Origin of the sequence: Anaerotignum lactatifermentans (assembly GCF_014982935.1) — a bacterium.
Taxonomy (GTDB): Bacteria; Bacillota; Clostridia; order Lachnospirales; family Anaerotignaceae; genus Anaerotignum; species Anaerotignum lactatifermentans.
Genome location: NZ_JADCKK010000016.1, coordinates 21,059 through 44,361, shown reverse-complemented (window position 1 = coordinate 44,361; position 23,303 = coordinate 21,059). Strand labels below are relative to the sequence as shown.

Annotated in this window: 19 protein-coding genes and 1 tRNA gene; 16 read left to right on the top strand and 4 right to left on the bottom strand. The window is 48.4% G+C overall.

What is annotated here, in order from left to right:
* Positions 1 to 5 precede the first annotated feature (5 nt).
* The 11 genes from INF29_RS06000 to INF29_RS05950 all read left to right on the top strand — a co-directional run bounded on the left by INF29_RS06000 (position 6) and on the right by INF29_RS05950 (position 15,121).
* Complete coding sequence (locus tag INF29_RS06000) at positions 6 to 1,547, top strand: CotH kinase family protein (protein WP_193485263.1); 1,542 nt, start codon at positions 6 to 8, stop codon at positions 1,545 to 1,547.
* A gap of 12 nt (positions 1,548 to 1,559) precedes the next feature.
* Positions 1,560 to 3,689, top strand: coding sequence for a hypothetical protein (locus tag INF29_RS05995; RefSeq protein WP_193485261.1), 2,130 nt, complete (start codon positions 1,560 to 1,562; stop codon positions 3,687 to 3,689).
* Between the two features lie 27 nt (positions 3,690 to 3,716).
* Positions 3,717 to 4,817 (top strand): HEAT repeat domain-containing protein, encoded by a 1,101-nt coding sequence (locus INF29_RS05990; RefSeq protein ID WP_193485259.1) that lies wholly within the window; start codon positions 3,717 to 3,719, stop codon positions 4,815 to 4,817.
* A 6-nt stretch (positions 4,818 to 4,823) separates the two neighbouring features.
* A complete protein-coding gene (locus INF29_RS05985) occupies positions 4,824 to 6,227 on the top strand; it encodes a glycosyltransferase family 2 protein (protein WP_193485257.1) in 1,404 nt (467 codons plus the stop codon).
* Between the two features lie 16 nt (positions 6,228 to 6,243).
* A complete protein-coding gene (locus INF29_RS05980; protein WP_193485255.1) occupies positions 6,244 to 6,756 on the top strand; it encodes a hypothetical protein in 513 nt (170 codons plus the stop codon).
* A gap of 17 nt (positions 6,757 to 6,773) precedes the next feature.
* On the top strand, positions 6,774 to 8,570 hold the full coding sequence (locus INF29_RS05975) for an EAL domain-containing protein (RefSeq protein WP_193485253.1): 1,797 nt from the start codon (positions 6,774 to 6,776) through the stop codon (positions 8,568 to 8,570).
* An 81-nt stretch (positions 8,571 to 8,651) separates the two neighbouring features.
* Positions 8,652 to 10,901 carry a bifunctional diguanylate cyclase/phosphodiesterase gene (locus INF29_RS05970; RefSeq protein ID WP_193485251.1) on the top strand — a complete coding sequence of 750 codons (2,250 nt, stop codon included), beginning with the start codon at positions 8,652 to 8,654 and terminating at the stop codon, positions 10,899 to 10,901.
* Between the two features lie 261 nt (positions 10,902 to 11,162).
* Positions 11,163 to 12,020, top strand: a complete 858-nt coding sequence (gene cdaA, locus INF29_RS05965) for a diadenylate cyclase CdaA (protein WP_022253469.1) — start codon at positions 11,163 to 11,165, stop codon at positions 12,018 to 12,020.
* Positions 12,017 to 13,294, top strand: coding sequence for a CdaR family protein (locus tag INF29_RS05960; protein WP_193485249.1), 1,278 nt, complete (start codon positions 12,017 to 12,019; stop codon positions 13,292 to 13,294). Before cdaA ends, INF29_RS05960 begins: the two co-directional genes overlap by 4 nt.
* Positions 13,295 to 13,333: 39 nt before the next feature.
* Complete coding sequence (glmM, locus tag INF29_RS05955) at positions 13,334 to 14,683, top strand: phosphoglucosamine mutase (RefSeq protein WP_072849988.1); 1,350 nt, start codon at positions 13,334 to 13,336, stop codon at positions 14,681 to 14,683.
* Between the two features lie 15 nt (positions 14,684 to 14,698).
* Positions 14,699 to 15,121, top strand: a complete 423-nt coding sequence (locus INF29_RS05950; protein ID WP_072849990.1) for an immunoglobulin-like domain-containing protein — start codon at positions 14,699 to 14,701, stop codon at positions 15,119 to 15,121.
* A gap of 48 nt (positions 15,122 to 15,169) precedes the next feature.
* Here the strand turns inward: INF29_RS05950 and INF29_RS05945 are convergent, their stop codons facing one another.
* Genes INF29_RS05945 through INF29_RS05935 form a run of 3 tightly spaced genes read right to left on the bottom strand, consistent with a single transcriptional unit; the run spans position 15,170 to position 19,289 of the window.
* Positions 15,170 to 16,708, bottom strand: a complete 1,539-nt coding sequence (locus INF29_RS05945; RefSeq protein ID WP_193485247.1) for an AAA family ATPase — start codon at positions 16,706 to 16,708, stop codon at positions 15,170 to 15,172.
* Between the two features lie 4 nt (positions 16,709 to 16,712).
* The gene (locus INF29_RS05940) at positions 16,713 to 18,101 is read right to left on the bottom strand and encodes a vWA domain-containing protein (RefSeq protein WP_193485245.1); all 1,389 of its coding nucleotides are present in this window, start codon (positions 18,099 to 18,101) and stop codon (positions 16,713 to 16,715) included.
* Between the two features lie 12 nt (positions 18,102 to 18,113).
* Positions 18,114 to 19,289: a leucine-rich repeat domain-containing protein gene (locus INF29_RS05935; protein ID WP_193485243.1), complete on the bottom strand. Its 1,176-nt coding sequence runs from the start codon at positions 19,287 to 19,289 to the stop codon at positions 18,114 to 18,116.
* A gap of 160 nt (positions 19,290 to 19,449) precedes the next feature.
* On the opposite strand from INF29_RS05935, the gene INF29_RS05930 reads away from it, so the two are divergent.
* A tRNA-Arg gene (locus INF29_RS05930) sits at positions 19,450 to 19,523 on the top strand.
* Positions 19,524 to 19,575: 52 nt separating this feature from the next.
* Positions 19,576 to 20,448 (top strand): aminoglycoside 6-adenylyltransferase, encoded by an 873-nt coding sequence (locus tag INF29_RS05925; protein WP_193485241.1) that lies wholly within the window; start codon positions 19,576 to 19,578, stop codon positions 20,446 to 20,448.
* A 57-nt stretch (positions 20,449 to 20,505) separates the two neighbouring features.
* Here the strand turns inward: INF29_RS05925 and INF29_RS05920 are convergent, their stop codons facing one another.
* Entirely contained in the window at positions 20,506 to 20,946 is a 441-nt protein-coding gene (locus tag INF29_RS05920) for an LOG family protein (protein WP_193485239.1), read from the bottom strand.
* Positions 20,947 to 21,103: 157 nt separating this feature from the next.
* Between INF29_RS05920 and INF29_RS05915 the strand changes: the two genes are divergently transcribed.
* From INF29_RS05915 to INF29_RS05905, 3 genes are all read left to right on the top strand, one after another.
* The gene (locus INF29_RS05915; RefSeq protein ID WP_022254927.1) at positions 21,104 to 21,268 is read left to right on the top strand and encodes an Arc family DNA-binding protein; all 165 of its coding nucleotides are present in this window, start codon (positions 21,104 to 21,106) and stop codon (positions 21,266 to 21,268) included.
* A gap of 217 nt (positions 21,269 to 21,485) precedes the next feature.
* Positions 21,486 to 21,917: a MarR family winged helix-turn-helix transcriptional regulator gene (locus INF29_RS05910; RefSeq protein WP_242949213.1), complete on the top strand. Its 432-nt coding sequence runs from the start codon at positions 21,486 to 21,488 to the stop codon at positions 21,915 to 21,917.
* A 5-nt stretch (positions 21,918 to 21,922) separates the two neighbouring features.
* Complete coding sequence (locus INF29_RS05905; RefSeq protein ID WP_193485237.1) at positions 21,923 to 22,990, top strand: FUSC family protein; 1,068 nt, start codon at positions 21,923 to 21,925, stop codon at positions 22,988 to 22,990.
* Positions 22,991 to 23,303: the final 313 nt, after the last annotated feature.

The following is a 23,303-nucleotide window of genomic DNA, read 5'->3' as shown; positions in this document are numbered from 1 at the left end:
GGAAAATGAAATATCGTATTGCAGGGATTGCTGCAATGGTGCTGGTACTGCTTGCGGTATTTCTTGCCGGCAACGTAGATACCGAAAACCCGGAAAAACGGGTCCATCAGCATCTCACTGCCCGTCAGCCAGACGCCGGATGCGACTGCGACGGCACCACCCTTTGTACCCATTTGCCTTTGCTGGTCATTGATACGGGCGGCGTGGTCATTCCCGGTGAGCCCATCCTCAATGACCAATCAGAAACAATTGGCTACACCACCGCAGCTGACGGAAACACCATGATTTCTGCTACACTGTCTGTTATGAGCAATGAGGAACAGAACCATCATCCCACAGATACGCCGGATATGGAAAGCAATATCATGATTCGTATTCGAGGCAATTCCTCCCGCCATTTCAATAAAAAGAGCTATCGTGTGAAGTTGGTGGAGGATACGGAGGGACTGGTCAATCGGGACCTGCCGCTTTTGGGCATGAGCAAAGAAAATGATTGGGCGCTCTATGGACCGTTTCTGGATAAAACCCTCATCCGAAACTATATGTGGATGAATATCTCTGCGGAAATCATGGGTTATGCGCCGGAAGTACGTTTCTGCGAAGTCATCCTCAATGGAGAATATCAGGGGGTCTATGTCCTGATGGAAACCATCAAGGAAGACGATTATCGGGTGAACCTCAGCGACTACGAGGAAGGCAGTGACCAAACCAGCTATTTGGTGCTGCTGGATGACCCTGATGGAAACAGAATCCTCAATAACTACACCCAGTATACATACGAAATGGAATTTTCCACCAAGGAGGACGATCCAGAACAGGTGACTTCCTCCACAGGCATACAAGTGCTGTATCCCCAGGAGGAATACCAGAGCCAAGGCGTTCTGGACTATATCCAGCGGGACATCAGCCGTATCGAGCGGGGACTCTATTCCTCGGATATGGTTTCCGGGCAGTATGACTACGAGAAGGAAATAGATGTGGATTCCTTTGTGGATTATTATATCCTTCAGGAATTTTTGCTGAACAACGATATGTTCTCTCGTTCTACCTATTTTTATCGGGATGTGCGAGGGAAGTTGACGGTAGGTCCTGTCTGGGACTATAACAATATGCTGGATAACTATATCCGCACCTTTGCCAGTGGTCGTTTGTATCTGGCAAACAGGGGATGGTATGGCGCTCTCATGAAAGATGAGGATTTTGTGGAGCGGGTGCTGAATCGGTATCAAGAATTACGGCAAACATACCTTTCTGACGAATATCTGACTAATTATATGGAAGAAACCATTGCTTATCTTGGACCTGCCATTGCCCGCAATGACGCGGTGTGGGGCTTCAGTTATGACGCCACCAACCTAAGTTCTCTGCAGCGGCGCAGACCGGAGGAAGGGCAGACCTTAGAGGAGGTAAACCCCTCCAGTCACGCTCAGGCGGTGGAATGGATGGAAGGTTTCATGCTCAGACGCGGCGCATGGCTGGATGAAAACATCGAAAGCCTGCGGCAGTATTGTCACCAGTCCAAGACAGCAACCCAATGGGTGGAATAGGAGGTATGTGAAATGATGAAACGATTCATTCTCGCTTCTCTGGCAGTCGTCCTCCTTTTGGCAGGGATAGGATACCTGGTATACTATCGGGGAATCTATGTGGATTTCAAACCGGAGGTATCCGTCACAGCCCATTTCCGCACCCAGGGAAAAGAGATACAGTATTTGGATGGGGACACATGGAAAACCATGGAGATACGGGGCGTGGATTTATCCTCCAACATCCCCGGTGAAGCCATGCTGGACTTTGTGCCCGCTTATGAAGATTATAGTCGTTGGTTGGAACAGATTGGTGAGATGGGTGCCAATACCATTCGGGTCCATACAGTCATGGACGATGATTTTTATGAGGCGTTTTATGACTATAACACCACAAAAGAAAAGCCCTTGTATCTGCTGCAGGGGTTGTCGGTGCCTGACCGCGCCAATTATGGAGCGGAGGATATTTATCAGGAGGAATTTGTGGATCTCCTGCTGGAAAATGCCATCAAAGCCGTGGATGTCATCCATGGCAACAGAGCCATCGAACTGGGGAATTTTACAGGCACTGGCTGGTATCAGTGGGATGTTTCCCCTTGGACACTGGGCTATCTGCTGGGGCACGAATGGGACAGCGGCATCATTGCCTATACCAATAACAGCACATTGGGAGAAACTTCCTATCAGGGCACTTATTTCTACACCAAACCGGAAGCCACCCGTTTTGAAACAGCCATGGCAAAACTCATGGATCAGGTGACCGCTTACGAAAGCGATAAATACAAAGAACAGCGGCTCATTTCCTTTGTCAATTCCCCTTGGGATGACCCCTTTGTGTATGACACGCTGTATAACGCCCGCTTTGACACATACAATCAGGTGGATATGGAGCATATCGGCGCGACGGCGGAATTGCTGTCCGGGTATTTCGTGTCTTATCGTCTGGAAACCCTTTGCCCGGACTATCAGAAATATTTCACCCGGGAACAGAAGGCGAAACTGGGAGAACTGCTGGCAGGACTGGAAACGGGGGATTTATACAGCGGTTATCTGACTTTGCTCAATCGGTATCACACAGTGCCGGTGGCAGCAGTGGGCTTTGGTTTTTCCACTGCCAGAACGCCTGTGGTGGAAAATCATTCCCCTTTGAACGAACAGCAGCAGGGAGAAGCCCTTGTGGAGCTGTGGCAGAAAATGCGAAGTGCTGGCTGGACAGGAGGCTTTGTGTCCACATGGCAGGATGTGTGGGACAGAAACACTTGGAATACGGTCTATGCCAATTACAGCTTTGGCGTGGATAACTGGCAGGATGTACAGACAGACGGGCAGAATTATGGCTTGATGGAGTTTTGGCTGGGCAGCGGCGAAAGGGTCTGCACCGTGGACGGCAACGCAGCCGAATGGCAGGACAAAGAGCCTGTCTGGTCATCAGATGCCATGGATGTGTATATGGATTATGACGAAAGGTATCTGTATTTCTATGTGGATGGATTTTCGCCGGAAACAGACGTTTTGTACCTTCCCATTGATACGACGCCTAAAACAGGCAGTACTTACTGGGAGGAAAAGAAGATTTCCTTTGAAAGAGGCTGCGACTTTGTGGTGACCATCGACGGCAAGGATAACAGCCGTGTGCTGGTGCAGGAGCGTTACGAGAGCCTTTGGGCCATGTATGCTTATGAAACGGATTATAAAAATCCTTATGCGAAGGAATATTGGCGGGAAAAGGATTCCCCTGTGTTCCGTCCCATTCGTTCCATTATGGAACGGGAGGGCGTCAATGCGGGGAACCGTTGGGTTGCCATGCCCACTTACGAAACGGGAAAACTGCGCTATGGCAATGCGGACCCCGATTCTCCTGCCTTTGATTCTCTGGCGGATTTCTGTTTTGCGGCAGATGGTGTGGAAATGCGGATTCCTTGGGGGCTGCTGAATTTCTCCAATCCTGCTGAAAGAATGATACACGATGATTACTATGAACATTATGGTGTGGAATACATACAGATTGACGAAATGTTCGTAGGCGCGGCTGTGGAAAGTGATATCAAAGGACGTATCCCCATGGCGTCTTTCCCTCTGGAAGGCTGGGGAGAATACGAGGAATATCAGGAACGTCTGAAAAAATCTTACGATGTTTTGCAGGCGGCTTGGAGCGGTCGCTGATCATTACCAAAAGAAAGGAGCGGATATATGAAAGTTGAATTTATGATCTATATCTACGGTGCAGTTTGTGCCAGCATGATCGTCTTTAACATCATTTATAATTTGCTCCTGAAAGGCAGCGAATCTCGTATGCAGAATCGGTGCCAGAAGATGCGGAGCAAAATCAATGCCCAGATCTCCCGTCTGGCAGCAGGCAAAAATGTGGAGGAAGCCCATTTGCAGGAGCTGCGGCGGAAACTTTCCCATATCAATCATTTGATGGCATTCCATCAGGTTTTGCAGGAGGATATGGAGAAAAAACCCGATTTGTATCGGGAGTATCGCCATCAGATGCGACCGGTGGTCATTTATATGGCGGCAGTTTATCGGGATAAGGAGAATATGCAGGCAGGGTATTTTGCTTACTTCCTTTCCTGTTATACGGCGGATAAACAGATGGCAATGGACTCTTTGCAGGACATTTTGCTGGATTATGTGCAGAAAAGCAATCTCTACTGCCGTTTCAATGCTCTGCAAGCCCTGTACCATTTCGGAACACCGGAAACCATAGCCAAAGCCCTTCGCATTGCCGATGACGGCAGCGTGTTCCTTCATGAAAAACTCATTACCGAAGGGCTTCTTTCCTATACAGGAGATTATCACGCACTTATTGAGGAGCTGTGGAAGAATATTATGCGGTATTCTCCCCATACCCAGCTTGCCATACTGAATTATATCCGGTTCCGCTCCGGCGAGTATCAGCGGGAAATGTACGAAATCATGATGGATAAAAAAGCGGATAAAGAGCTGCGTCTGTCGGCAATCCGGTACTGCGGCAAGTATCCCTACGAACCGGCTTATGGACCTTTGCTGGCGTTTGTGGAGGATAAAGACGATACGAAATGGGAGTTTGCCACAGTGGCAGCGTCCTCTCTGGCGTCTTATGAAGGGGCAGCAGTGATAGATGCACTGAAGGAAGCCCTTCACAGCAGCAATTGGTATGTGCGCTATGCTGCTGCCCAAAGTCTGGAGCATCTCCATGTGAATTACGGTGATGTGGTGGATATTACCGCAGGCAGTGACCGCTATGCCAGAGAAATGCTCATGTATCGGCTGGAATCCCGCAAACTGCAAAGTCTGGAGGTGTAAAGAGCCATGATGGATGCGTTTAAAGAATTTTTTGATATTGTGGGTGTCTTTTTCGTCCTCTATATGATTGGTTATGCCAGTTTTCTGTTTCTGGCAGTGACTGTGGGCACTTCCGAACTGTATAAATTGAAGCGGCGGAACCAGCTGAAAAACGAATTGCTGGGGGAATACTATGTTCCCGTCACCATTGTGGTGCCTGCCTATAACGAGGAAGTGACCATTGAGGCAAACATCCGTTCTTTGCTTGCTTTGGACTATAAACTGTATGAGATTGTCGTTGTGGACGACGGTTCCAGCGACGATACTTCCAAAGTGGTGCGGGATGCCTTTCATATGCAGCAGATCAGCCGCCCCATACAGCGGAAGATTCCCTGCCAGGCAGAAGAAGTCATTTATGAAAGCTACGAATGGAAGGTGCCCATCACCCTCATCCGCAAGAAAAACGGCGGTAAGGCAGATGCCTTGAATATGGGCATCAATGCGGCAAAATATCCTTATTTTATCTGTATGGATGCCGATTCTGTGCTCCAGTATGATTCTCTGGAAAAAATCGTCCGCCCTGTGCTGGAGGACAGCAGCGTGGTGGCAGTGGGCGGCGTTGTTCGTCCCTGCAATGGTACGGAAATCCATGATGGACATGTGGTGTCTTACCGTATGCCTGACCAGATTGTCCCTTGTATGCAGGTGTTGGAATATGACCGTTCTTTTCTGGCGGCAAGGATACTTTTTGACCGGTTCAATGGCAGCATCATCATTTCCGGTGCCTTTGGGCTGTTTCATAAAAATACCGTTGTGGAAGCAGGGGGATATGACCCCGGCACCATTGGCGAAGATATGGAATTGGTGGTAAAGCTTCATGTGTATTGCCGGGAAAATAGCATCCCGTATCGTATCCGCTATGCCACAGACGCTGTCTGCTGGACACAGGCACCGGAGAAACTGGGAGACTTGTGCAAACAGCGCAGACGTTGGCATATTGGGCTGTTTCAGAGCATGATGCGCCACAGACGGATTTTCCTGAATCCGAAATATGGTCTTGTGGGATTGATTTCCTATCTGTATTTTCTGGTCTATGAGCTGCTTTCGCCTTATATCGAGGTCTTTGGGATTCTCACCATTGTACTGGCATTTGCCGTAGACCTGATCAATGTGCCATTTATGATACTGTTTTTCGGTATTTATGTGGTGTACTCTGCAATCCTGTCGTTGACGGCATTTTTTGCCCGCATTTATACGGTGGACTTGAAGCTGTCCTTTTCCGATGTGCTCAAAGCCATTGGGCTTTGCGTGGTGGAGGTTTCCTGTCTGCGTCTGGTGCTGGCATGGGTGCGGGCAACGGCACTGATTGGATACCGCAGAAGAAAACACGCTTGGGGCAGAATCGAACGGAAAAAGATACGGTTCAAATAAAAAAGGAGGTTTTCATATGAAATTGGATCAACTGAAAAAAGGTTTTTGGGGCTACAAAAAAGCCAGCGTTTACGAATATATCACCATGATGGAAGAAGAATTTTCTGAAAAACTGGCGGAAAAAGTCACGGAACAGAAGAAGCAGGAGGAAGAATACCGCACACAGATCACCTCTCTGGAGGAAGAACTCAGTCGCGTGAGAAAAGAACTGGAGGAGCAGAAGAAAGAACAGATGACTGTTGCTGCTGCCCTCATGGAGGCTGTGCGGTATAAGGACGAACTCCAGCAGGAAGCCCAGGAAAAAATGCAGGAAGAGCGTGCGGCATGGGAGAAAAAACTGGAAGAAGGGGCAAAAGAGCTGAATGGGTACCAGAAACAGATTGCGAAAGTCCGTGAAATGATCCAAGGTCTGCTCCAGTCCATGGATGCCAAGTCTGAGGAAGTGGAGATGCAGATTCAGACAGTGAAGGCTGCCTGCCCCCGTCATAATATGACTTTGTTTGAAAGGAACCAGACGGAAGAAGCGTAAAGACTGAGGTGCTGACTGTGGAAGAAAAGACTTTGATTTATGTTGCGGGAAATCCTGACGCCTATCCTTTGGAGTATTTTGATAAAGATACCCAGACTTATGCAGGGGTCATCCCTGAGCTGCTGGCAGAATTTTCTGACCAAAGTACATATGAAATCGTATATTATGAGGCAGACGGCACAGACCATCGGGAGGCGTTAGCCCAGCAGAAGCAGGTAGACCTGTTTTCTGGCTATGACGCAGAGGAGGAACAGCTGGATCATGCCCATGAACTCCCCCTTTTTTCTGGAGAAAATGCCTATATGCTCTATTTTACAGAGGCTGCTCCTGCCGCCTTTCGGTCGGATTTGCAGGCTTATCTGGAGGAGGTCTCACCGGCAGAGATGACAGGACTTTTGATGGCTTCCGTGGAAACGCCGCCCAGCTCTCAGGGATTGTACTGGACAATGGGAGCCATGGGCGCTGCCCTTTTGGTCATGGCAGTGGTGCTGCTTCTGACGGTGCGCCGATACCGCAGGAAATTGAAAGAAAGCCAGCAGAATGTGGAAACGGACGAAACCACAGGTCTGGGGAATATGGAATATCTGGAACGGTATTATAAACAGTATATCAATGACAAAAATCGGATATTATATCATGCCATCTATTTTTATGTGGATACAGACCGCCTGCGCAGACTTGGCAGCGGACAGGAAACCGATGAGTTTCTCCGGTACTGTGCTGTGGTTTTGGGAGAATATACGGAAGATAGTGATATTCTGGCAAGGGTATCAGAACAAGGCTTTTTGATGCTGCGCCTTGGGGGCAGCGCAGAACAAACGGATACATGGCTTTGCACCTTGCTGGAGAGAGTCCGCGACTATGCGAAGCGCTACGGCAAGCCTTATGATACCAATCTTTATGCGGGCATCTATCCGCTGAAAAGTCAGGACAGAGATTTGAATGAAATCGTTTTTCAGGCGTCTCAGGGAGCTTATCAGGCGGAAAAAGAAGAAGTGCCGTATCTGTTCTGCTCTCAGGCAATGATTCAGAAATCCCTCCAGGAGCGGCAGCTTCAGGCGAGCATCGATCAGGCTTTTGCACAAAAAGAATTCCAATTGTATATCCAGTTTTATGTGGATGCCCAGACCCTTAAAGTGGTCGGCGGGGAAGCCCTGTCCCGCTGGAAACATCCGCAAAAGGGGATCTTGCTGCCAAGCGTATTTATTCCGCTGCTGGAACGGGAAAAAATGATCAGCCGACTTGACTATTACTGCCTAAAAGAGGTATGCTTCTTCTTAGAGAGCCTTTTGAAGGCAGGCGTGGATACCTTTTTCGTATCCTGCAATTTCTCCCGTGAAACCTTTGCGGCAGCGGACTTTGCCCAAAAGGTACAGGAAATTTTGAATGGATTCACATTTCCAAGAGAACTGCTGATTCTGGAGATCACCGAAAGCGTTTCTGTCAGAAACGCCGCCCAGATACGACAGAATGTCATTGCATTGAAAAAGTACGGCGTCAGAGTGGCATTGGACGACTTTGGCGAAGGCTTTACCTCTTTTTATGATCTGCAAAAATACCCCATTGATGGCATCAAACTGGATAAAGGTCTGGTGGATCATGTGACGACGCCCATTGGTACAGCTATACTCAAGGCTATGATACAGGTGGGACATGAGCTGAATATGACCATCCTTGCCGAAGGGGTAGAAACAGATGCGCAAGTGAAGGCGCTGCAGGAAATCCACTGTGATGTGATTCAGGGCTTTCGTTTCTGCCATCCACTGCCACAGTGGGAGGCAACAGAGCAGATCATTCAGAACAGACGAACATAAGAAAAAGACAAGCTGTGCCTAATTGCCTTTCTGGAAAAAAGACAAAGACACAACAGAAGGTTTACAGGGTAGGAGGCAAGTATGGACGAGAAGAAATTGACAAAACAATTGCGCCGCATTACCATCATTACCATCATCGGCAGCTTGCTGCTCAGTGCCATTGGTTTTGGTATTTTTACCTATATCATGAAATCTGCCCATGAAGCGGAACATGAACAGCTCAAGGCGGAAACAGAAGAATATCGTGGACGTTTGGTCAGACAGATGGATAAAAATTTGCAGATTCTGACAACGCTGTCCAAGGCATATGAAGTCAGTACCATTACCGATGAACCTGAATGTCTTGGAAAGAGTTTGATGGAAACCAATACTGCCGACGGCTTTCTCAGTATGGTATATATGCGCCAAGATGGTACAGGTCTTATGCATACGACAATTTCTGGCGAGGTAGCGGCAATCACCATGGATGACCTGCATCCTTATGCCGTTGAGGTGGTGGAGTCCGCACTGCAAGGGAAAAATGCCGTTTCCAAGATCTTCAGGAGCGATGTGCTGGATGAGAAGCTGTTTGTATACGCTGTTCCTGTATATGAAAACGGGGAAGTCGTTGGTGCGCTGGCAGCTGGTGATACCCTTGATATTTTTACAGAGGCTACTGGCGGCAAAACGGTCATGGGCGGGGCAGGGTATCTGCACCTGATTGCCGATAACGGGAGGTTTTTGGTACGGTCGGAAAATACGTTGGTAGATGAGGAAATGAAATACCTTTATGAAGGGGATATCCTTTCAGAACAGACCAAGGCGAAGGTGCAGGCTGCACTGGAAAAAGGCGAAGATGTCTGCGAGGAATTTAGCTACGAAGGCAATCGTATGCATTTTTATATGGTGCCTTTGGATATCAATGGATGGTATTTGTACTGCGCCAATAAGGTGTGGGGTTCTTCCTCCTCATTGGGCGATGCTTTGACCATCTTTGGCGTACTGATGGTGCTGATGCTGATTCTCATGAATATATTGCTTTACAGTGGACGCCGTGTCTTTAGCCAAAATATCAAAAGCCTGATCCGTCTGGCTTATGAGGACCCCATCACTGGGGCAAAAAATACAGCCTACTTTGACGAAAATTTCCAGCGGATATTGGAAACAAAACAGCCTTTCAGCACAGCGGCTTTGAACGTCCATAATTTCAAAGGTATCAACGACCTGTTTGGCAGAATGCGCGGGGATCGCGTGCTGTGTTATATGGAAAATGTGCTGGATCATAACCTGAAAGAAGGCGAGTTTTTCTGCCGTGACACAGCAGACCTGTTTTACCTGCTGCTGTTGGATACAGACCAGGAATCTATCAAAAAACGTTTGGCTGTCATCATTGAGCAGATCAGAGCATCTTCTTTGGAATACGGCGAGTTTAGTTATGACCTTTCCCTCTATGCCGGCGTTGCCATAGGGGAAGACAGGGAGAAAGCTTTGCTGGCTATGCAGAGCATCGAACATACCCACCATACGGATATTGCCTTTTACAATCACGACATGCACAATGCCGTGCGGAAGAAAAACAGCATCGAAAGCCAGATGTACCCGGCTTTGCAGAATAAAGAATTCAAACTGTTTTTACAGCCGAAGTTTGGCATGAAAAATGAAGGTCTGGTGGGGGCAGAAGCTTTGGTGCGCTGGCAGAATCCAGACGGCTCTTACCGCTATCCAAATGAATTTATCCCGCTCTTTGAGGAAAATGGATTTTGTCTGAAACTGGATCTTTATATGGTGGAACGAGCATGTGAGCAGATCAAAGCATGGAAGGACGCGGGTCTGACCCCTGTGCCCATTTCCGTAAACCAGTCTAAGATGCTGTTTTCTGACCTGCATTATCCTGATAATTTGATGCAGATACTGAATCGGTATGATGTTTCTCCTTCTTTGATCACGCTGGAGATACTGGAAGGGGTTGCTACGGATAATCTGGAACTGCTGAACCATCAGATAGAAGCGCTCCATGCCCTGGGCTTCCGCATTTCCATGGATGACTTTGGCAATGGATATTCTTCTTTGAATATGCTGTATCAGCTGAACATCGACGAATTGAAGCTGGATCGGGGCTTCTTGCGGCAGGTTTCCAAAGAGGACGAAGAACGGCGCTATATCATATTGGAGCAGATCGTCAGCTTTGCCCGGAAACTGGGCATTGCCACCGTTGCGGAGGGCATTGAAACCCAGGAGGATGAGGAATTGATACAGGCGCTCAAATGTAATTTCGGACAGGGCTATTTCTATGATAAACCCATGAGCGCCAAGGAATTCAGTCAGCGTTATATGAAAAAAGACGAAAAATGACACTTTGCTGTCATAGATCAAAATAAGAAATCACACCCCGTTTGTTGGACGGAATGTCCTGCGGGGTGTTTTCATGTCCAAAGAGCAGGCATTTGGAAAGGGAGGAGCTTTCCCTCCTGTTTTCTCTGATAAAAAAATATCATAAATTTTTTTGAATTTTACAAGAGAATCACACTTTTGTTCTACTTTATGATATACTGATACTGTATCGGCTTTTTGGAACCAATTTTTATTAGAATCAGAAGAATCGGGTGTGATACAATGGATTTTTTGAACAGCTTTTTCAGTGGTCTGGGCATCACAGAATTTGTACGTCCGTCCATTGGCATAACGGATGTGCTGGATATCCTGATTGTGGCATATATCATCTATAAAGTCATTTTCTGGATCAAAGAAACCCGTGCCTGGGTCCTTTTCAAAGGGATACTGGTGATCTTTGCCTTTGCGGCAGTGGCAGCCCTTTTGAAATTACATACCATCATTTTCGTTCTTTCCAACACCATCAATATGGGCATCATTGCACTGCTCATCGTTTTCCAGCCGGAAATGCGAAAGGCTTTGGAACAGCTGGGCAAAGGAAAGATCTTTTCTTACTTCACCCGCGGCGAAGATGCCGGGGATGAAAAAGCCGCAGCCCGCACTGTAAACGAAATCGTCAAAGCGGCGGACAAAATGGGTGCGGCAAAAACAGGCGCCCTGATCCTTATGGAACAGGAAGTGCCTCTGGGCGATCTGGAAAGAACAGGCATCCCCATCGACGCCATCGTGTCCAGTCAGCTCCTCATCAATATTTTTGAACACAACACCCCCCTCCATGACGGGGCGGTGATCATCCGGCGGAACCGTGTGGCAGCGGCCACCTGTTTCCTGCCATTGACAGACAGCAACGAAGTCAGCATGGAACTGGGTACCAGACACCGGGCAGCCATCGGTGCCAGCGAGGTTTCTGACGCCCATGTTATCGTCGTTTCTGAAGAAACAGGGAAGATTTCCGTTGCAAGAGGCGGCGTTTTGTATCGGGACTTGACGCCGGAACAATTGAAAAACATGATCTCCGAACAGGATCATCAATCCGCCAAAAAGAAACTGGCGATTTGGAAAGGAAGGCAGGATAAATGAAACGATTTCAGGAATTGCTCATGAAAGACCTGGGCTGGAAACTGCTTTCCGTGGCCATTGCTACCACCATGTGGTTTATGGTCATCAGCATCAATCAGCCCATTGATACAAGATCATACAGCACCACCCTCCAATTGGTAGGGGAGGAAACATTGACTGCCCGGGGCCTTACGGTAGCCAATCGGGAAGATTTGACCAATACAAAGGTCAGCATCAAAGTCAAAGCCCAGCGAACGGCGCTGGATCGGCTCAGTCAGCGGCAGGCGGATTTGATTTCTGCCAGTGTGGATCTGTCAGATTTGACGTATGCTCAGGATGGTGATACCATCACACTGCCTGTAGATACTTCCGTTGGCGGCGGCGCTACAGGATATACCGTTGAGAGCAAAGTCCCCGGCAGCGTGGAAATTCAGGTAGAAACTCTGGCAGCAAAGGAATTCCCGCTGGAAGTTTCCTTGAATGGGGAAGTCACAGAAGGCACCCACCTGTCAACGCCTAAGTTGATTCCAGAAACCATTATGGTCAAAGGGGCAAAATCCGCTGTGGACAGCGTTGTGGCAGTGCGCCTGTCTGTCAATGCGGCAGATGCGGTGCAGCAGATGGATTTGCAGGTGAAACCCGTCGCTTATGACAAAGATGGCAATACCGTAAACGGCGTGACATTCTCCGTGGATACGGTCACCGTTTCTTATAGTCTGAATGAGGCAAAACAGGTGCCTGTTCAGGTTTCTGTAACAGGCAGCCTGGCAGACGGCTATCATTTAGGGGAAATCACATGCACTCCCAAAACCGTTTCTGTCATTGGGGCAAAAGAAGATCTGGATAAACTGAATGTGATTTCTCTGGATCAGATTGACGTTAGTGGAGCAACCAGCTCCATCAGCCATACCTTCCAGCTTTCTGATTATCTGCCAGAAGGGGTAAAACTGGAAGAAGGCAGCAGTGCTGTGGTTCAGGTCCTTGTCCATGTGGACAGAGGGGAAGAAAAGACCGTAACGGTTTCTTCTGACCAGATTCACCTGACCAATGGGCAGGATGGATATCAGTATCATCTGCCGGACAGCATTTCCGTTTCCATCAACGGCGAAGCAAGCCAGCTGGCAGCAGTGGAAGGCAGCGACCTGTCAGGTCAGGTGGATGTTTCCGCTCTCACAGAAGGCGAGCATACCGTTTCCATTGATTGGAACCTGCCAAGCGGCATTACGGCAGACAGCAGCACCGTTACCATAGAAGTGACGGCTGCCGGCAGCGATGAATCAGATACAGAATCATAAACAATATGAGAAAATAAGAATAAGGAGTTTGAACAGAATATGGGTAGATTATTTGGTACGGACGGTGTCCGCGGTGTAGCGAATACGGAACTGACAGGGGAAATGGCGTTCCAGCTGGGACGTGCAGGCGCTTATGTACTGACAAAAGAAACAAAACACGCACCCCGCATTTTGGTGGGGATGGATACCCGCATCAGCGGAGATATGCTGGAAGCGGCGTTGGTGGCAGGCATCTGCTCCGTAGGCGCTCATGCAGTGCTGGCAGGCATCGTGCCCACACCTGCAGTGGCTTATCTGGTACGGAAATATCGTCTGGATGCAGGCGTTGTCATTTCCGCATCCCATAACCCCGTGGAATACAACGGCATCAAGTTTTTCAATAGCCAGGGCTATAAACTCAGCGATGATCTGGAAGACGAAATCGAAAACATCATCCTGAGCCATCCTGAAATCCTGCCTTCTCCCACAGGGGCAGCCATCGGTACCCATACCGTAGCGGAAGACGCGCTGGATGATTACATTGCATTTCTTGGCAGCACCACAAAGGAAAAATTCGGCGGCATCAAAGTAGCTTTGGACTGTGCCAACGGCGCATCCTACAAAGCGGCTCCTATCACACTGCTGAATCTGGGTGCAAGCCTTTGTATCATCCATAATGAACCTGACGGCACAAACATCAACGAACGCTGCGGTTCCACCCATATGGAAGACCTGAAAGCATTTGTAAAAGAAAATAACGCAGACATCGGTTTCGCTTTCGACGGCGACGCAGACCGTTGTCTGGCTGTAGACGAAAACGGCGAACTCATCGACGGCGATAAAATCCTTGCCATCTGCGGTTTGGATATGAAGGAAAAAGGCACACTGAAAAACGATACCATCGTTGGTACTGTAATGTCTAATCTGGGTCTGACCATGATGGGCAGAGAAAAAGGCATTGCCATTGAACAGGCAGGCGTTGGTGACCGTTACGTTCTGGAACGCATGATCGAAGCGGAACGCAATCTGGGCGGTGAACAGTCCGGTCATATCATTTTCCTGGATCATAACACCACAGGTGACGGCATTCTCACAGCTATCCAGCTGCTGTCCGTTATGAAACGCACAGGCAAAAAGGCATCCGAACTGGCAAAAGCCATGGAAGTGATGCCTCAGGTGCTGGTAAATGCCCGCGTCAATAACGCAAAGAAAAACACTTATATGGAAGTACCTGCTATCCGCCATGCCATTGCAAAACTGGAAGAAGAATTTTCTGCAGACGGCCGTGTGCTCATCCGTACTTCCGGTACAGAACCCCTCATCCGTGTTATGATTGAAGGCAAAGACATGGAACGCATGGAAAAAGCGGCAAAAGAACTGGCAGCATTCATCGAAAAGACATTGCAGTAATAAAGGAGAAGCGAAATGAAAAAAGGAATTGCGGTTTTATTGGCATTGTTGTGTATGGTGGCATTTGCCGGATGCAGCGGCGATCCGGAAACTCAGTTTGCCACAGTCAACGAAATGGAAGGCGTGACACTGGAACTGAAAGAAGATACCCTGAAAGCCACCAGCGGTACATTCCTGCTGACCAATGGCACAGATGCGGAAATCAGCTATCGTGACGCGTATCACATGGAAAAGAAAGACGCAGACGGTCATTGGAAAGAATTTGTAGGCACTGCCAATGCCCAGTGGGGTGAAGAAACCGTTGCAGTACCTGCCGGAGAAACGGTAGAACTGCCTATCAATTGGAAAAACCTCTGTGGTAGTATCGGCACTGGTGAATTCCGTCTGATCATTGAAGTAGACGGCAATCCCATTGCGGCAGAGTTCACAAGAGAATAAAATATGGAAAATAAAAAAACCAGACATTTTGTCTGGTTTTTTTGATGCTTAAAACAGCAGATCCACCATGGTTTTGGCTTTTTCGATGTCCTCCAGAATGGATTTCTGCTTTTCTTCAAAGAGCAGCTCTTTGTTGTAGCTGTAGTATTTTTCGCAGCCGTTTTCGCTGATGAATTTCACGCTGTAATAGTTGGCAGTCAGTTCTGTGATGAAAATGACCATTTCCTGTCCAGCGCCGAAGGTTTCTTCTAAGAAAGCAAAAGCGTTGTCCAGTGCTTCGGAGGCGTGAGAGATGGCGTTTTCTCTATCTTCCGCCACATCGGCGAATTTCTCTTTCATCAAGCCGAATACATCGTCTTTTTCTCTGAGACCTGCGGCTTTGGCTGCCTGCACATAGCCTTCCATGGTCTGGATGGTGGCAAGGTATGCCTGTGCGCTGTGCTTGTCCAGCAGTCCGGCTTTCTTTTCTCTGTGGTACTTGCTCTGGATTTCTTCCATGTAGGATTCTGTGAGGGTTTCCCAAGGGGTTTCGGCGCAGTAAGGGCTTGCGAAACGCTCCTTGATTTCTTTCAGCACCCCGTGAAGCTGTACGGTCTGCAAGTCTTTGTCATAAGCCGCTGTAAAGTCTTCTGTCAGGCGGCTCAGCAGCAGACCCATAACGCTGAGGCGTTCGTCGAAAGGCGCTTCCTGCAATTTTTCCACGGCACCTTTGGTGTAGTTCCCAGCCAGAATGTCCCCCACACGGTAGTCTGTGCGGTATTTTTCGTAAAGGTCTAAATAGTTGGCAAAATCCTTAGCGATTTTCTTGTGCTGCAAATACTGAACGATGAGGGTTTCGTCAGCGGCAATGCCCAGTTCCTCATAAACCTGCAACATGTTGGACAGGTCCTCCCAGCCTCTGGCAGTGGCAAAACGCTTGCCGTCTACCGTGGTTTCCATGGCGTAGAAATGGTTTTTCTTGATTTCCAGATAGGACAGCACAGCTCCGTGAAGCCCCTGTTTCCAAGCGTATTCCTTCCATGCGGCAAAATCAGGCTCTACGTCGATTTTCTTCACACGGTCTAAGGTTACTACGTCAAATTCCCGTACGCTCTTGTTGTATTCGGGGGGATTGCCTGCTGCCACGATGATCCAGCCTTCGGGCACCTTATGAGAGCCAAATGTTTTTGCCTGCAAAAATTGCAGCATAGCAGGGGCAAGGGTTTCCGATACGCAGTTGATTTCGTCGATGAACAGGATGCCTTCTTTCAGCCCTGTTTCTTCCATTTTGTCGTAAACGGCACCAATGATTTCACTCATGGTGTATTCTGTGACGGCGTATTCCTTGCCGCCGTAGTTTTTGTGGCTGATGAAGGGCAGCCCCATGGCGCTCTGACGGGTGTGGTGGGTGATGCTGTATGCCACCAGCCCAACGCCGCATTCCCTTGCCACCTGTTCCATGATGGCAGTTTTGCCGATACCCGGCGCCCCCATGAGCAGCAGGGGACGCTGCCGCACCACAGGGATTTTATATTCTCCGTAAGCATCCTTTGCCAGATAAGCGGCAATGGCATGCTTGATTTCTTCCTTTGCCTGTTTGATATTCATAGCATTACTCCTTGTTATACGAAATTTCCAAATCTTCTTTGCCCAAAATGACTTTCATTGCCCAAGGGGGTACTTCCCGTTCGTTGTACATGCCCTCGTCGAAAAAGACGAATGCCGTTTCGTAGGGCGGGCGGCGTTTGGGGAACTGCCCCCAGCCGTCGGTGAAGTAAATGAGCCCTTTCAGATTGCGAAAGACTTTTTCTTCAATCAATTTAGATACATAGGTGAATACGGGACGGAAGTCCGTGCCGCCGTTTCCCCGCAGGTCAAAATTCTCCATGTATGCTGCCATCTCCTCAGCAGAGGTGATGACTTTATCTTGCTGGATAACGGTATCACACTGTATGATGTGGATGTGGAAGGTATGGAAAAAGCTCTCGTTCTGCCGCAGAATGGCGTAAGTTTCTTCTAAGAATTTGCGTACCACTTCTCCCTCGCAGGATTCGGAGGTGTCAATGGCAATGACGATTTCTTCTACCTTTTTCACTTCCTTGTATTCCAAAGCTTCAATAAGGGGTAGGTTGCCGTAAAGCTGCAAACCATAAGTATAGAAAATATAGTCATAGCTGTTGTCATCCACCTGCATGTCCTCTTTGAGGGTCACAAATTTTTCCAGAAAACGGCGGTAGTCATACCGCTCCCGGTTTTCCACTTTCAGGTATTGCAGCAGGTCGCCGGCTTCTTCCCCGGCTTCCTTGGAGAAGGTTTCCAGATTGGTCTGCATCTTTTCGCTGATGTCACGCCATTTTTCCTCTAACTCCTGTCTGCGCTGCTGTTCCTGCTCGTCGTTCTGGTCGTTTTGGTTCTGGTTGTTGTTGTCGTCTTGGTTTTCGTCCTGATTCTGGTCGTCGTCCTTTTTCTTTTCCCAGAAAACATGGTCGTCTACCCAGAATTCCAATTGCAGTTTGCCGAAGTCCTGTATGGACAGTTTTTCCTTTTGCAGCACTTCGTAAATGCCTTCGGCGGAAAGGACTTTCAGCTCTCGCCGCAGTTTGTCATACCATTCATTCCGCCAGTCGGATACCACCAGACGCACCGATTTGAAGGGCAGGGCATCCACCATGGATTCCACGGCAATGTCACACGCCAGATTCCAGTATTCCTCGTCCCGGTCGCCCTGATGGAAGGGGTGGCGGAACAGGCAGTGGAGCAGCATGTGCAGATACGCCCGATTCACCAGCACCCGGTCGGACAAATACCGCTGGATGAGGTAACGGGGATTGAACAGTATTTTCTCCCCGTCGGTCCCTACGTAGAGGGAGGACAGGTTCATTTCATAACGCAGAGAACTGAGGGCAACGTCCAGAAACCGCATGGATAAATAAAGCTCATTGCGTGAGGCGCTCAATATGCGGCTGCCGATTTGTATGAGCTGCTGATGGGTTTCGTTCATGGTTTTCCCCCTTTACAGATCAAATGATTTTTTCTTTTTGGCAAAATGGGCGTGCTGATATTCCAGCAAAAAGCCCGTGATTTCTGTTTTTTTGGCTTCTCCTGCCATTTCCAGCAGGGAATCGATATTTTCCGCCGTGATGAGCCCCCACTGGGCAAAAAGGCGGATTTTGTCCAGACTGCCTTGCTGGGTATAGTACCCAAAGGCAGTGGAAAAATGCTCTTTCAGATATTGCAGATAGTCCTGTCTGCGGTTTTCCTGCAGGCGGTAGGGATATTCCAGACGGTACATGGTCAGAAGCAGTACCATCAGTGCCCCGTCCTCTCGCTTGGTCAGGTAAAACAGCTCGTCGAACCGGCGGAAATCAATGTCCGAATTGCCGATGCACTGACGGAACAGATGCCCCGTGCCGTAGTTCACCTGATGGAACTGACGGGCAGGGGTGTCCTCGATATATTCATACTGGAAATCGGGAATGAGCAGTTTTGCCCGGTTTCCGTCGTCAAAATCCATGGTCAGATGGAGTTCGTGGTTGAGCACTGCCACCAAGTCCGCAATGTGGCGGCATCTGCCGAAGGAAATGGATGTGAGCTTGTCGCAGTTCAAAAACAGCCCTGTGCCCAGGTCGGTGGTTTCTCTGGGGATGTTGATTTCCTCCATTTTCCGGCAGTTGTAGCAGGCATAAGCCCCGATTTTCTGTACTGTTTCGGGAATCCGCAGCTTTTCCAGACTGCGGCAGTCATAAAAGGCATAGCCCTCAATGACGGAAAGCTGGGGCGGCAGGGCAATCTGTTTCAGAGAGATGCATCCAGCAAACAAATGGTCAGGCAGTACCGCCAGATTTTCCGGCAGGTGAATGACCTCCAAAGCGGAACAGCCCCCAAAGGCATAAGCCCCCATTTCCCGGATGGTGTCCGGCAGATACAGCCGTTTCAAGGCTTCCCCGGTGACTTCTTTCAGCGGGGCTTTTTTGGGCATGTCCGCTCCTTCCACAAAGGAAAGCTGGGCAGGCGTTTCTGTTTCATTTACCTCTGCCTCCGTCTGCACTGCAAAGGCATAGGGGGCAATGGCAATGACAGGCAAGCCGTCAATGTGGTCGGGAATGCGGATTTCCGCCGCCCGTCCTGTGACGCCGATGATTTTCACCCCTTCGGCGTAGGGGGTATATGTTATGGTAATGGGAATCATAGTTTTTCCTCGTTTTCTATACAAAATCCTGTTTCAATCATATATTATACTGCCTGCGGAGGAAGGCTGTCAAAGGAAATCCCCATTGGAATAGTAGAAAATACAAGGGAAAAGCACTCTTGACGAAACGGGGGAACGTGATAAAATAGAAAAGTAATGTGTCCCTATAGCTCAGTTGGATAGAGCGACCGCCTCCTAAGCGGTAGGCCGGAGGTTCAAATCCTCTTAGGGACGGCGCCGAAGCCTGCGGGTTTCGGCTTTTTTCTTATTTTCGGAGGTGGAAACATTGCGGACAGAGCAGGAAATGATGGATTTGATTCTGGAAACGGCAAGGCAGGACAGTCGGGTGCTGGCGGCTTATCTGAAAGGCTCCCGTGCCAATGAAAATGTGCCAAAAGATGTCTATCAGGATTTTGACATCATGTATGTGGTGAAGGAAGTAGCGCCTTTTCGGGAAAACCCTGCATGGCTGGACGTGTTCGGCGAAGTCATATTGAAACAGGAGCAGGACGACGATTTCGGCTATGGAGAACGGTTCGGCATTCGTGGGGACTATGACAAAAGCTATTCTTGGCTGCTGTTGTTTGCCGATGGCAACCGTATTGACATTGGCGTGGAAACCCTGGAAACCATGGAGCAGGGGAAGAACCGCAATCGCCTGTTTGTGCCCCTTTTGGATAAAATCGGCTGTCTGCCCCAATTTCCCCCGACAGATGAGGAATTTTGGGTGCAAAAGCCCACGGAAAAAGGATTTATGGGCTGCTGCAACGCCTTTTACTGGAATCTGTGCGATGTGGTGAAAGGTCTGGCACGGCAGGAGATGCCCTTTGTCATGACAACCTATCATACACTGGTGCGCCCCATGCTGGAACAGATGCTCCAGTGGCAGGCGGGAACACAGACAGATTTTGGCGTATCCTGCGGCAAGCTGGGGAAATATCTGAAAAATTATCTGCCCAAAGAACAGTACGACCTTTATCTGGAAACACTGCCCGATGGTAATTTTTCTCATTTCTGGACAGCTATCGAAAAAGCGTGTACCCTTTTTCGGCAGACCGCAGAAAAAACGGCGGAAGCACTCGGTTTTGTCTTTCCTGAAAAAGAGGAAAAAGGCTTTCGCCAGTATGCGGATATGGTAAAAGAAAAAATGAAAAAATAAAAAAATAAAAAAATAAAAAAATAAAACCACCCCTAAGTTCCATACCTTTTTGTTTTGCTATATCAAACAGACTTTTTTCCCTTTTTTCCGGGCATATTCCACGGCGGTATAGGCGCCGCCTTCCCCTCGGATGACATACGCAATGACAAAATCCGTCTGCTCCGCCATCCAGCGGTTGCGGCAGACAATGGCAGCTTTGAAAGGCACCTTTGCCAGCGTATCCGGCACAAAAGCCTCATCAAATCCCCCTTCCCTCACCTTGGGACTGCGGAGGGCAGAGGCGTAGGCTGCCACCAGCACCAAACGGATATGAGGATAGACCCTCCGCAATTGCCGTACGGTTTGGGCTGCCAGAAAATCAAAATTGCCGTGTCCCCCTACCAGAAAGGTGGTGACACCTTCCAGCAGCACCATCTCCTCGGCGGCAGTATACAAATCATCGGCAAGGGTATCGGGGGCATCCCGATGACCGAAGAAACAGCAGATTTTTCCCTGCATGATTATCACCTCTTTCACATTCATAATGAAGTCATTTTCACTTCACTTTTAATTCAAACAAAAGTCATTTTAAACATATTATCACAAAATAGATATAAAATAAATCCATATTAGCTGCAAATTAGAATGAAATTATATTTATATAGAGGTGATATCCATGGGAATCAAAAATCTGTCTATCCGCATTGACGAAGCCATGCTGCACAAACTCCATTTCGTTGCCGACTACGAAGGTCGTTCTGCCAACAGTCAGGTCAACATCCTCATTCGGGACTGCATCCAGAAATTCGAGAAGGAACATGGAGAAATCCCCATCAAATAAACGCATATCAGAAAACAAAAAGGCTGAAATCTCTATCATCACAGAGGATTCCAGCTTTTTTCGTTTCACAGCCGGAATCCTGACAACACAAAGGGTTCCGGCTGTTCTGTTTTTATGGGGATTTTACAAAGATTTGCTTCTCCCCTTGACATTCCAGCCTTTCCGCTATATCATTAACACTATTAATTAACTTTGTTAAGTGTATGGAGGTGCAGAAATGGAGATGGATTGGATGGATATGGTATATTACCAGAAGCAAGTACAAAAACTGACACGTCTGCTTCTGCCCGCAAAACAAACCAATCTGACCGTCAGCGAATGTGAGCTGCTGGCATGGCTGTATCAGGAGCCGGAACAGAACACCCCCGTTCTGCTGAGCCAGCGCAGCGGCATGAAAAAAGAAGCTGTCAGCCGCTGTTTGAAAAGCCTTTTGGAAAAAAACTGCATCCGCAAGGAAAAACAGCCTCATGACGAAAGAAGCTACAAAATCTATCTGACAGACACCGGCGTAGAAGAACTGCAAAAAGGCTACAAAATCATATTGCAGCCCTTTTATGACCTGTGGAGAAGCACAGGAGAAGATTTTGAGGCCTTTTTGCAGTATACAGACAAAATTGTTTCCCATATCAAAAAGGAAGAACAGGAGTGATGTCCATGACTTTTTATAATGCGTTACAAATGGACCCGGCGATATTGAAAGCGAAAATCGCCCAGTGTGATACAGCGGCAGAAAAACGGTTTTACTGGATTGCTATGGCACTGCGTTCCCTGCTCATTGTAGGCTTTGCGGTGGTGTTCATCAGTGGTCTTGCAAAAGTATTCGGTCAGGACAACACCCCTTTGGCAGTGGCGCTGTTCTGCATCCTGCTGGGGATTCGCTTTGTAAATTTTGAATATTGTATGGGGGATTCTCTGGTGACTTTGGCAGCAGCTCTGGCAATTTTGCTGTTCACCCCCACCGCTGTGGCAGTGGCACCGCCTTATCTTGCCATTCCCCTGCATTTTGTGAGCTTTTTCCTGCTGCTCTATATGACCACACAAAAGCCTGAACTGGGCAACGGCGGTCTTTACAGCTTTGCCTATGTATACCTGACAGGCAACCCTGTTTTCGGCGAAGCATTGGCAAGAAGAACCATGATGGCAGTGGTGGGCTATCTCCTCTGCGCCATCATCCTGTACCGGAAACATCGCCACGCCCACGGGGAAGTTCGTTTCCACCATGTACTTCAGCGGTTCGACCTGCGCAACATCGTTCATCTGTGGCAGTTCCGCATGGCTTTGGGCGTTAGTCTGGTGCTGACTGCGGGACGATACTTCGGCGTGGAACGGTTCATGTGGATGGGCTTTGCCTGCGCCTCTCTGCTGTGTGAATACCCTTATTCCGACAGCGTCACCACACGTTTCTGGCAGCGTATCGTTGGGGTTTTCGCAGGCTCCGGCGCGTATCTGGTCATTTATCTGATTACCCCCGATTCCCTCCATTTCCTGCTGGGGCCTTTAGGCGGTCTGTGCCTTGGCTTCTGCCGGAATTATCGTTATAAAACCGCTTTCAACTGCTTTGGCGCCCTGATGCTGGCAACGGGCATCTATGGTCTGGGAAATGCCGTTGTGCTCCGTATCACAGACACCATTCTGGGCGTGCTTTTCGCATTGGTATTCACATTCCTGTTCCAGAAACTGGTTTCTCAGAGAATCAGGGGCAATGCCTGCAAAGAATCTTAAATACAAAAACCACCCTTTAGGGGCATCTTCATAAGAAAACAAAGAAAGCCGAAATGCTTATCATGATAAAGGATTTCGGCTTTCTTATGATATTGAGATTTTATTCGATATGTTTTCTTATGAAGACAGCCGTTGCAATTTCCCTTAAGAAATTAAGGAAACGAAAATCAATGTTTTCTTAAGGGGAAGTTGCTTTAGGGGCATCTTCATAAGAAAACAAAGAAAGCCAAAACCCTTATGATCACAAAGGATTTTGGCTTTCTTATTTTTTATTAAGATTTTTTGATATGTTTTCTTATGAAAACAGCCGTCG

Bases quoted from the DNA above. Each gene is read 5' to 3' on its own strand.
- INF29_RS05915 (WP_022254927.1), top strand. From the start codon at position 21,104: ATGGGAATCAAAAATCTGTCTATCCGCATTGACGAAGCCATGCTGCAC.
- INF29_RS06000 (WP_193485263.1), top strand. From the start codon at position 6: ATGAAATATCGTATTGCAGGGATTGCTGCAATGGTGCTGGTACTGCTT.
- INF29_RS05970 (WP_193485251.1), top strand. From the start codon at position 8,652: ATGGACGAGAAGAAATTGACAAAACAATTGCGCCGCATTACCATCATT.
- INF29_RS05920 (WP_193485239.1), bottom strand. From the start codon at position 20,946: ATGCAGGGAAAAATCTGCTGTTTCTTCGGTCATCGGGATGCCCCCGAT.
- INF29_RS05950 (WP_072849990.1), top strand. From the start codon at position 14,699: ATGAAAAAAGGAATTGCGGTTTTATTGGCATTGTTGTGTATGGTGGCA.
- cdaA (WP_022253469.1), top strand. From the start codon at position 11,163: ATGGATTTTTTGAACAGCTTTTTCAGTGGTCTGGGCATCACAGAATTT.
- INF29_RS05980 (WP_193485255.1), top strand. From the start codon at position 6,244: ATGAAATTGGATCAACTGAAAAAAGGTTTTTGGGGCTACAAAAAAGCC.
- INF29_RS05945 (WP_193485247.1), bottom strand. From the start codon at position 16,708: ATGAATATCAAACAGGCAAAGGAAGAAATCAAGCATGCCATTGCCGCT.
- INF29_RS05960 (WP_193485249.1), top strand. From the start codon at position 12,017: ATGAAACGATTTCAGGAATTGCTCATGAAAGACCTGGGCTGGAAACTG.
- INF29_RS05910 (WP_242949213.1), top strand. From the start codon at position 21,486: ATGGAGATGGATTGGATGGATATGGTATATTACCAGAAGCAAGTACAA.
- INF29_RS05995 (WP_193485261.1), top strand. From the start codon at position 1,560: ATGATGAAACGATTCATTCTCGCTTCTCTGGCAGTCGTCCTCCTTTTG.
- INF29_RS05940 (WP_193485245.1), bottom strand. From the start codon at position 18,101: ATGAACGAAACCCATCAGCAGCTCATACAAATCGGCAGCCGCATATTG.
- INF29_RS05935 (WP_193485243.1), bottom strand. From the start codon at position 19,289: ATGATTCCCATTACCATAACATATACCCCCTACGCCGAAGGGGTGAAA.
- INF29_RS05990 (WP_193485259.1), top strand. From the start codon at position 3,717: ATGAAAGTTGAATTTATGATCTATATCTACGGTGCAGTTTGTGCCAGC.
- INF29_RS05905 (WP_193485237.1), top strand. From the start codon at position 21,923: ATGACTTTTTATAATGCGTTACAAATGGACCCGGCGATATTGAAAGCG.
- INF29_RS05985 (WP_193485257.1), top strand. From the start codon at position 4,824: ATGATGGATGCGTTTAAAGAATTTTTTGATATTGTGGGTGTCTTTTTC.
- glmM (WP_072849988.1), top strand. From the start codon at position 13,334: ATGGGTAGATTATTTGGTACGGACGGTGTCCGCGGTGTAGCGAATACG.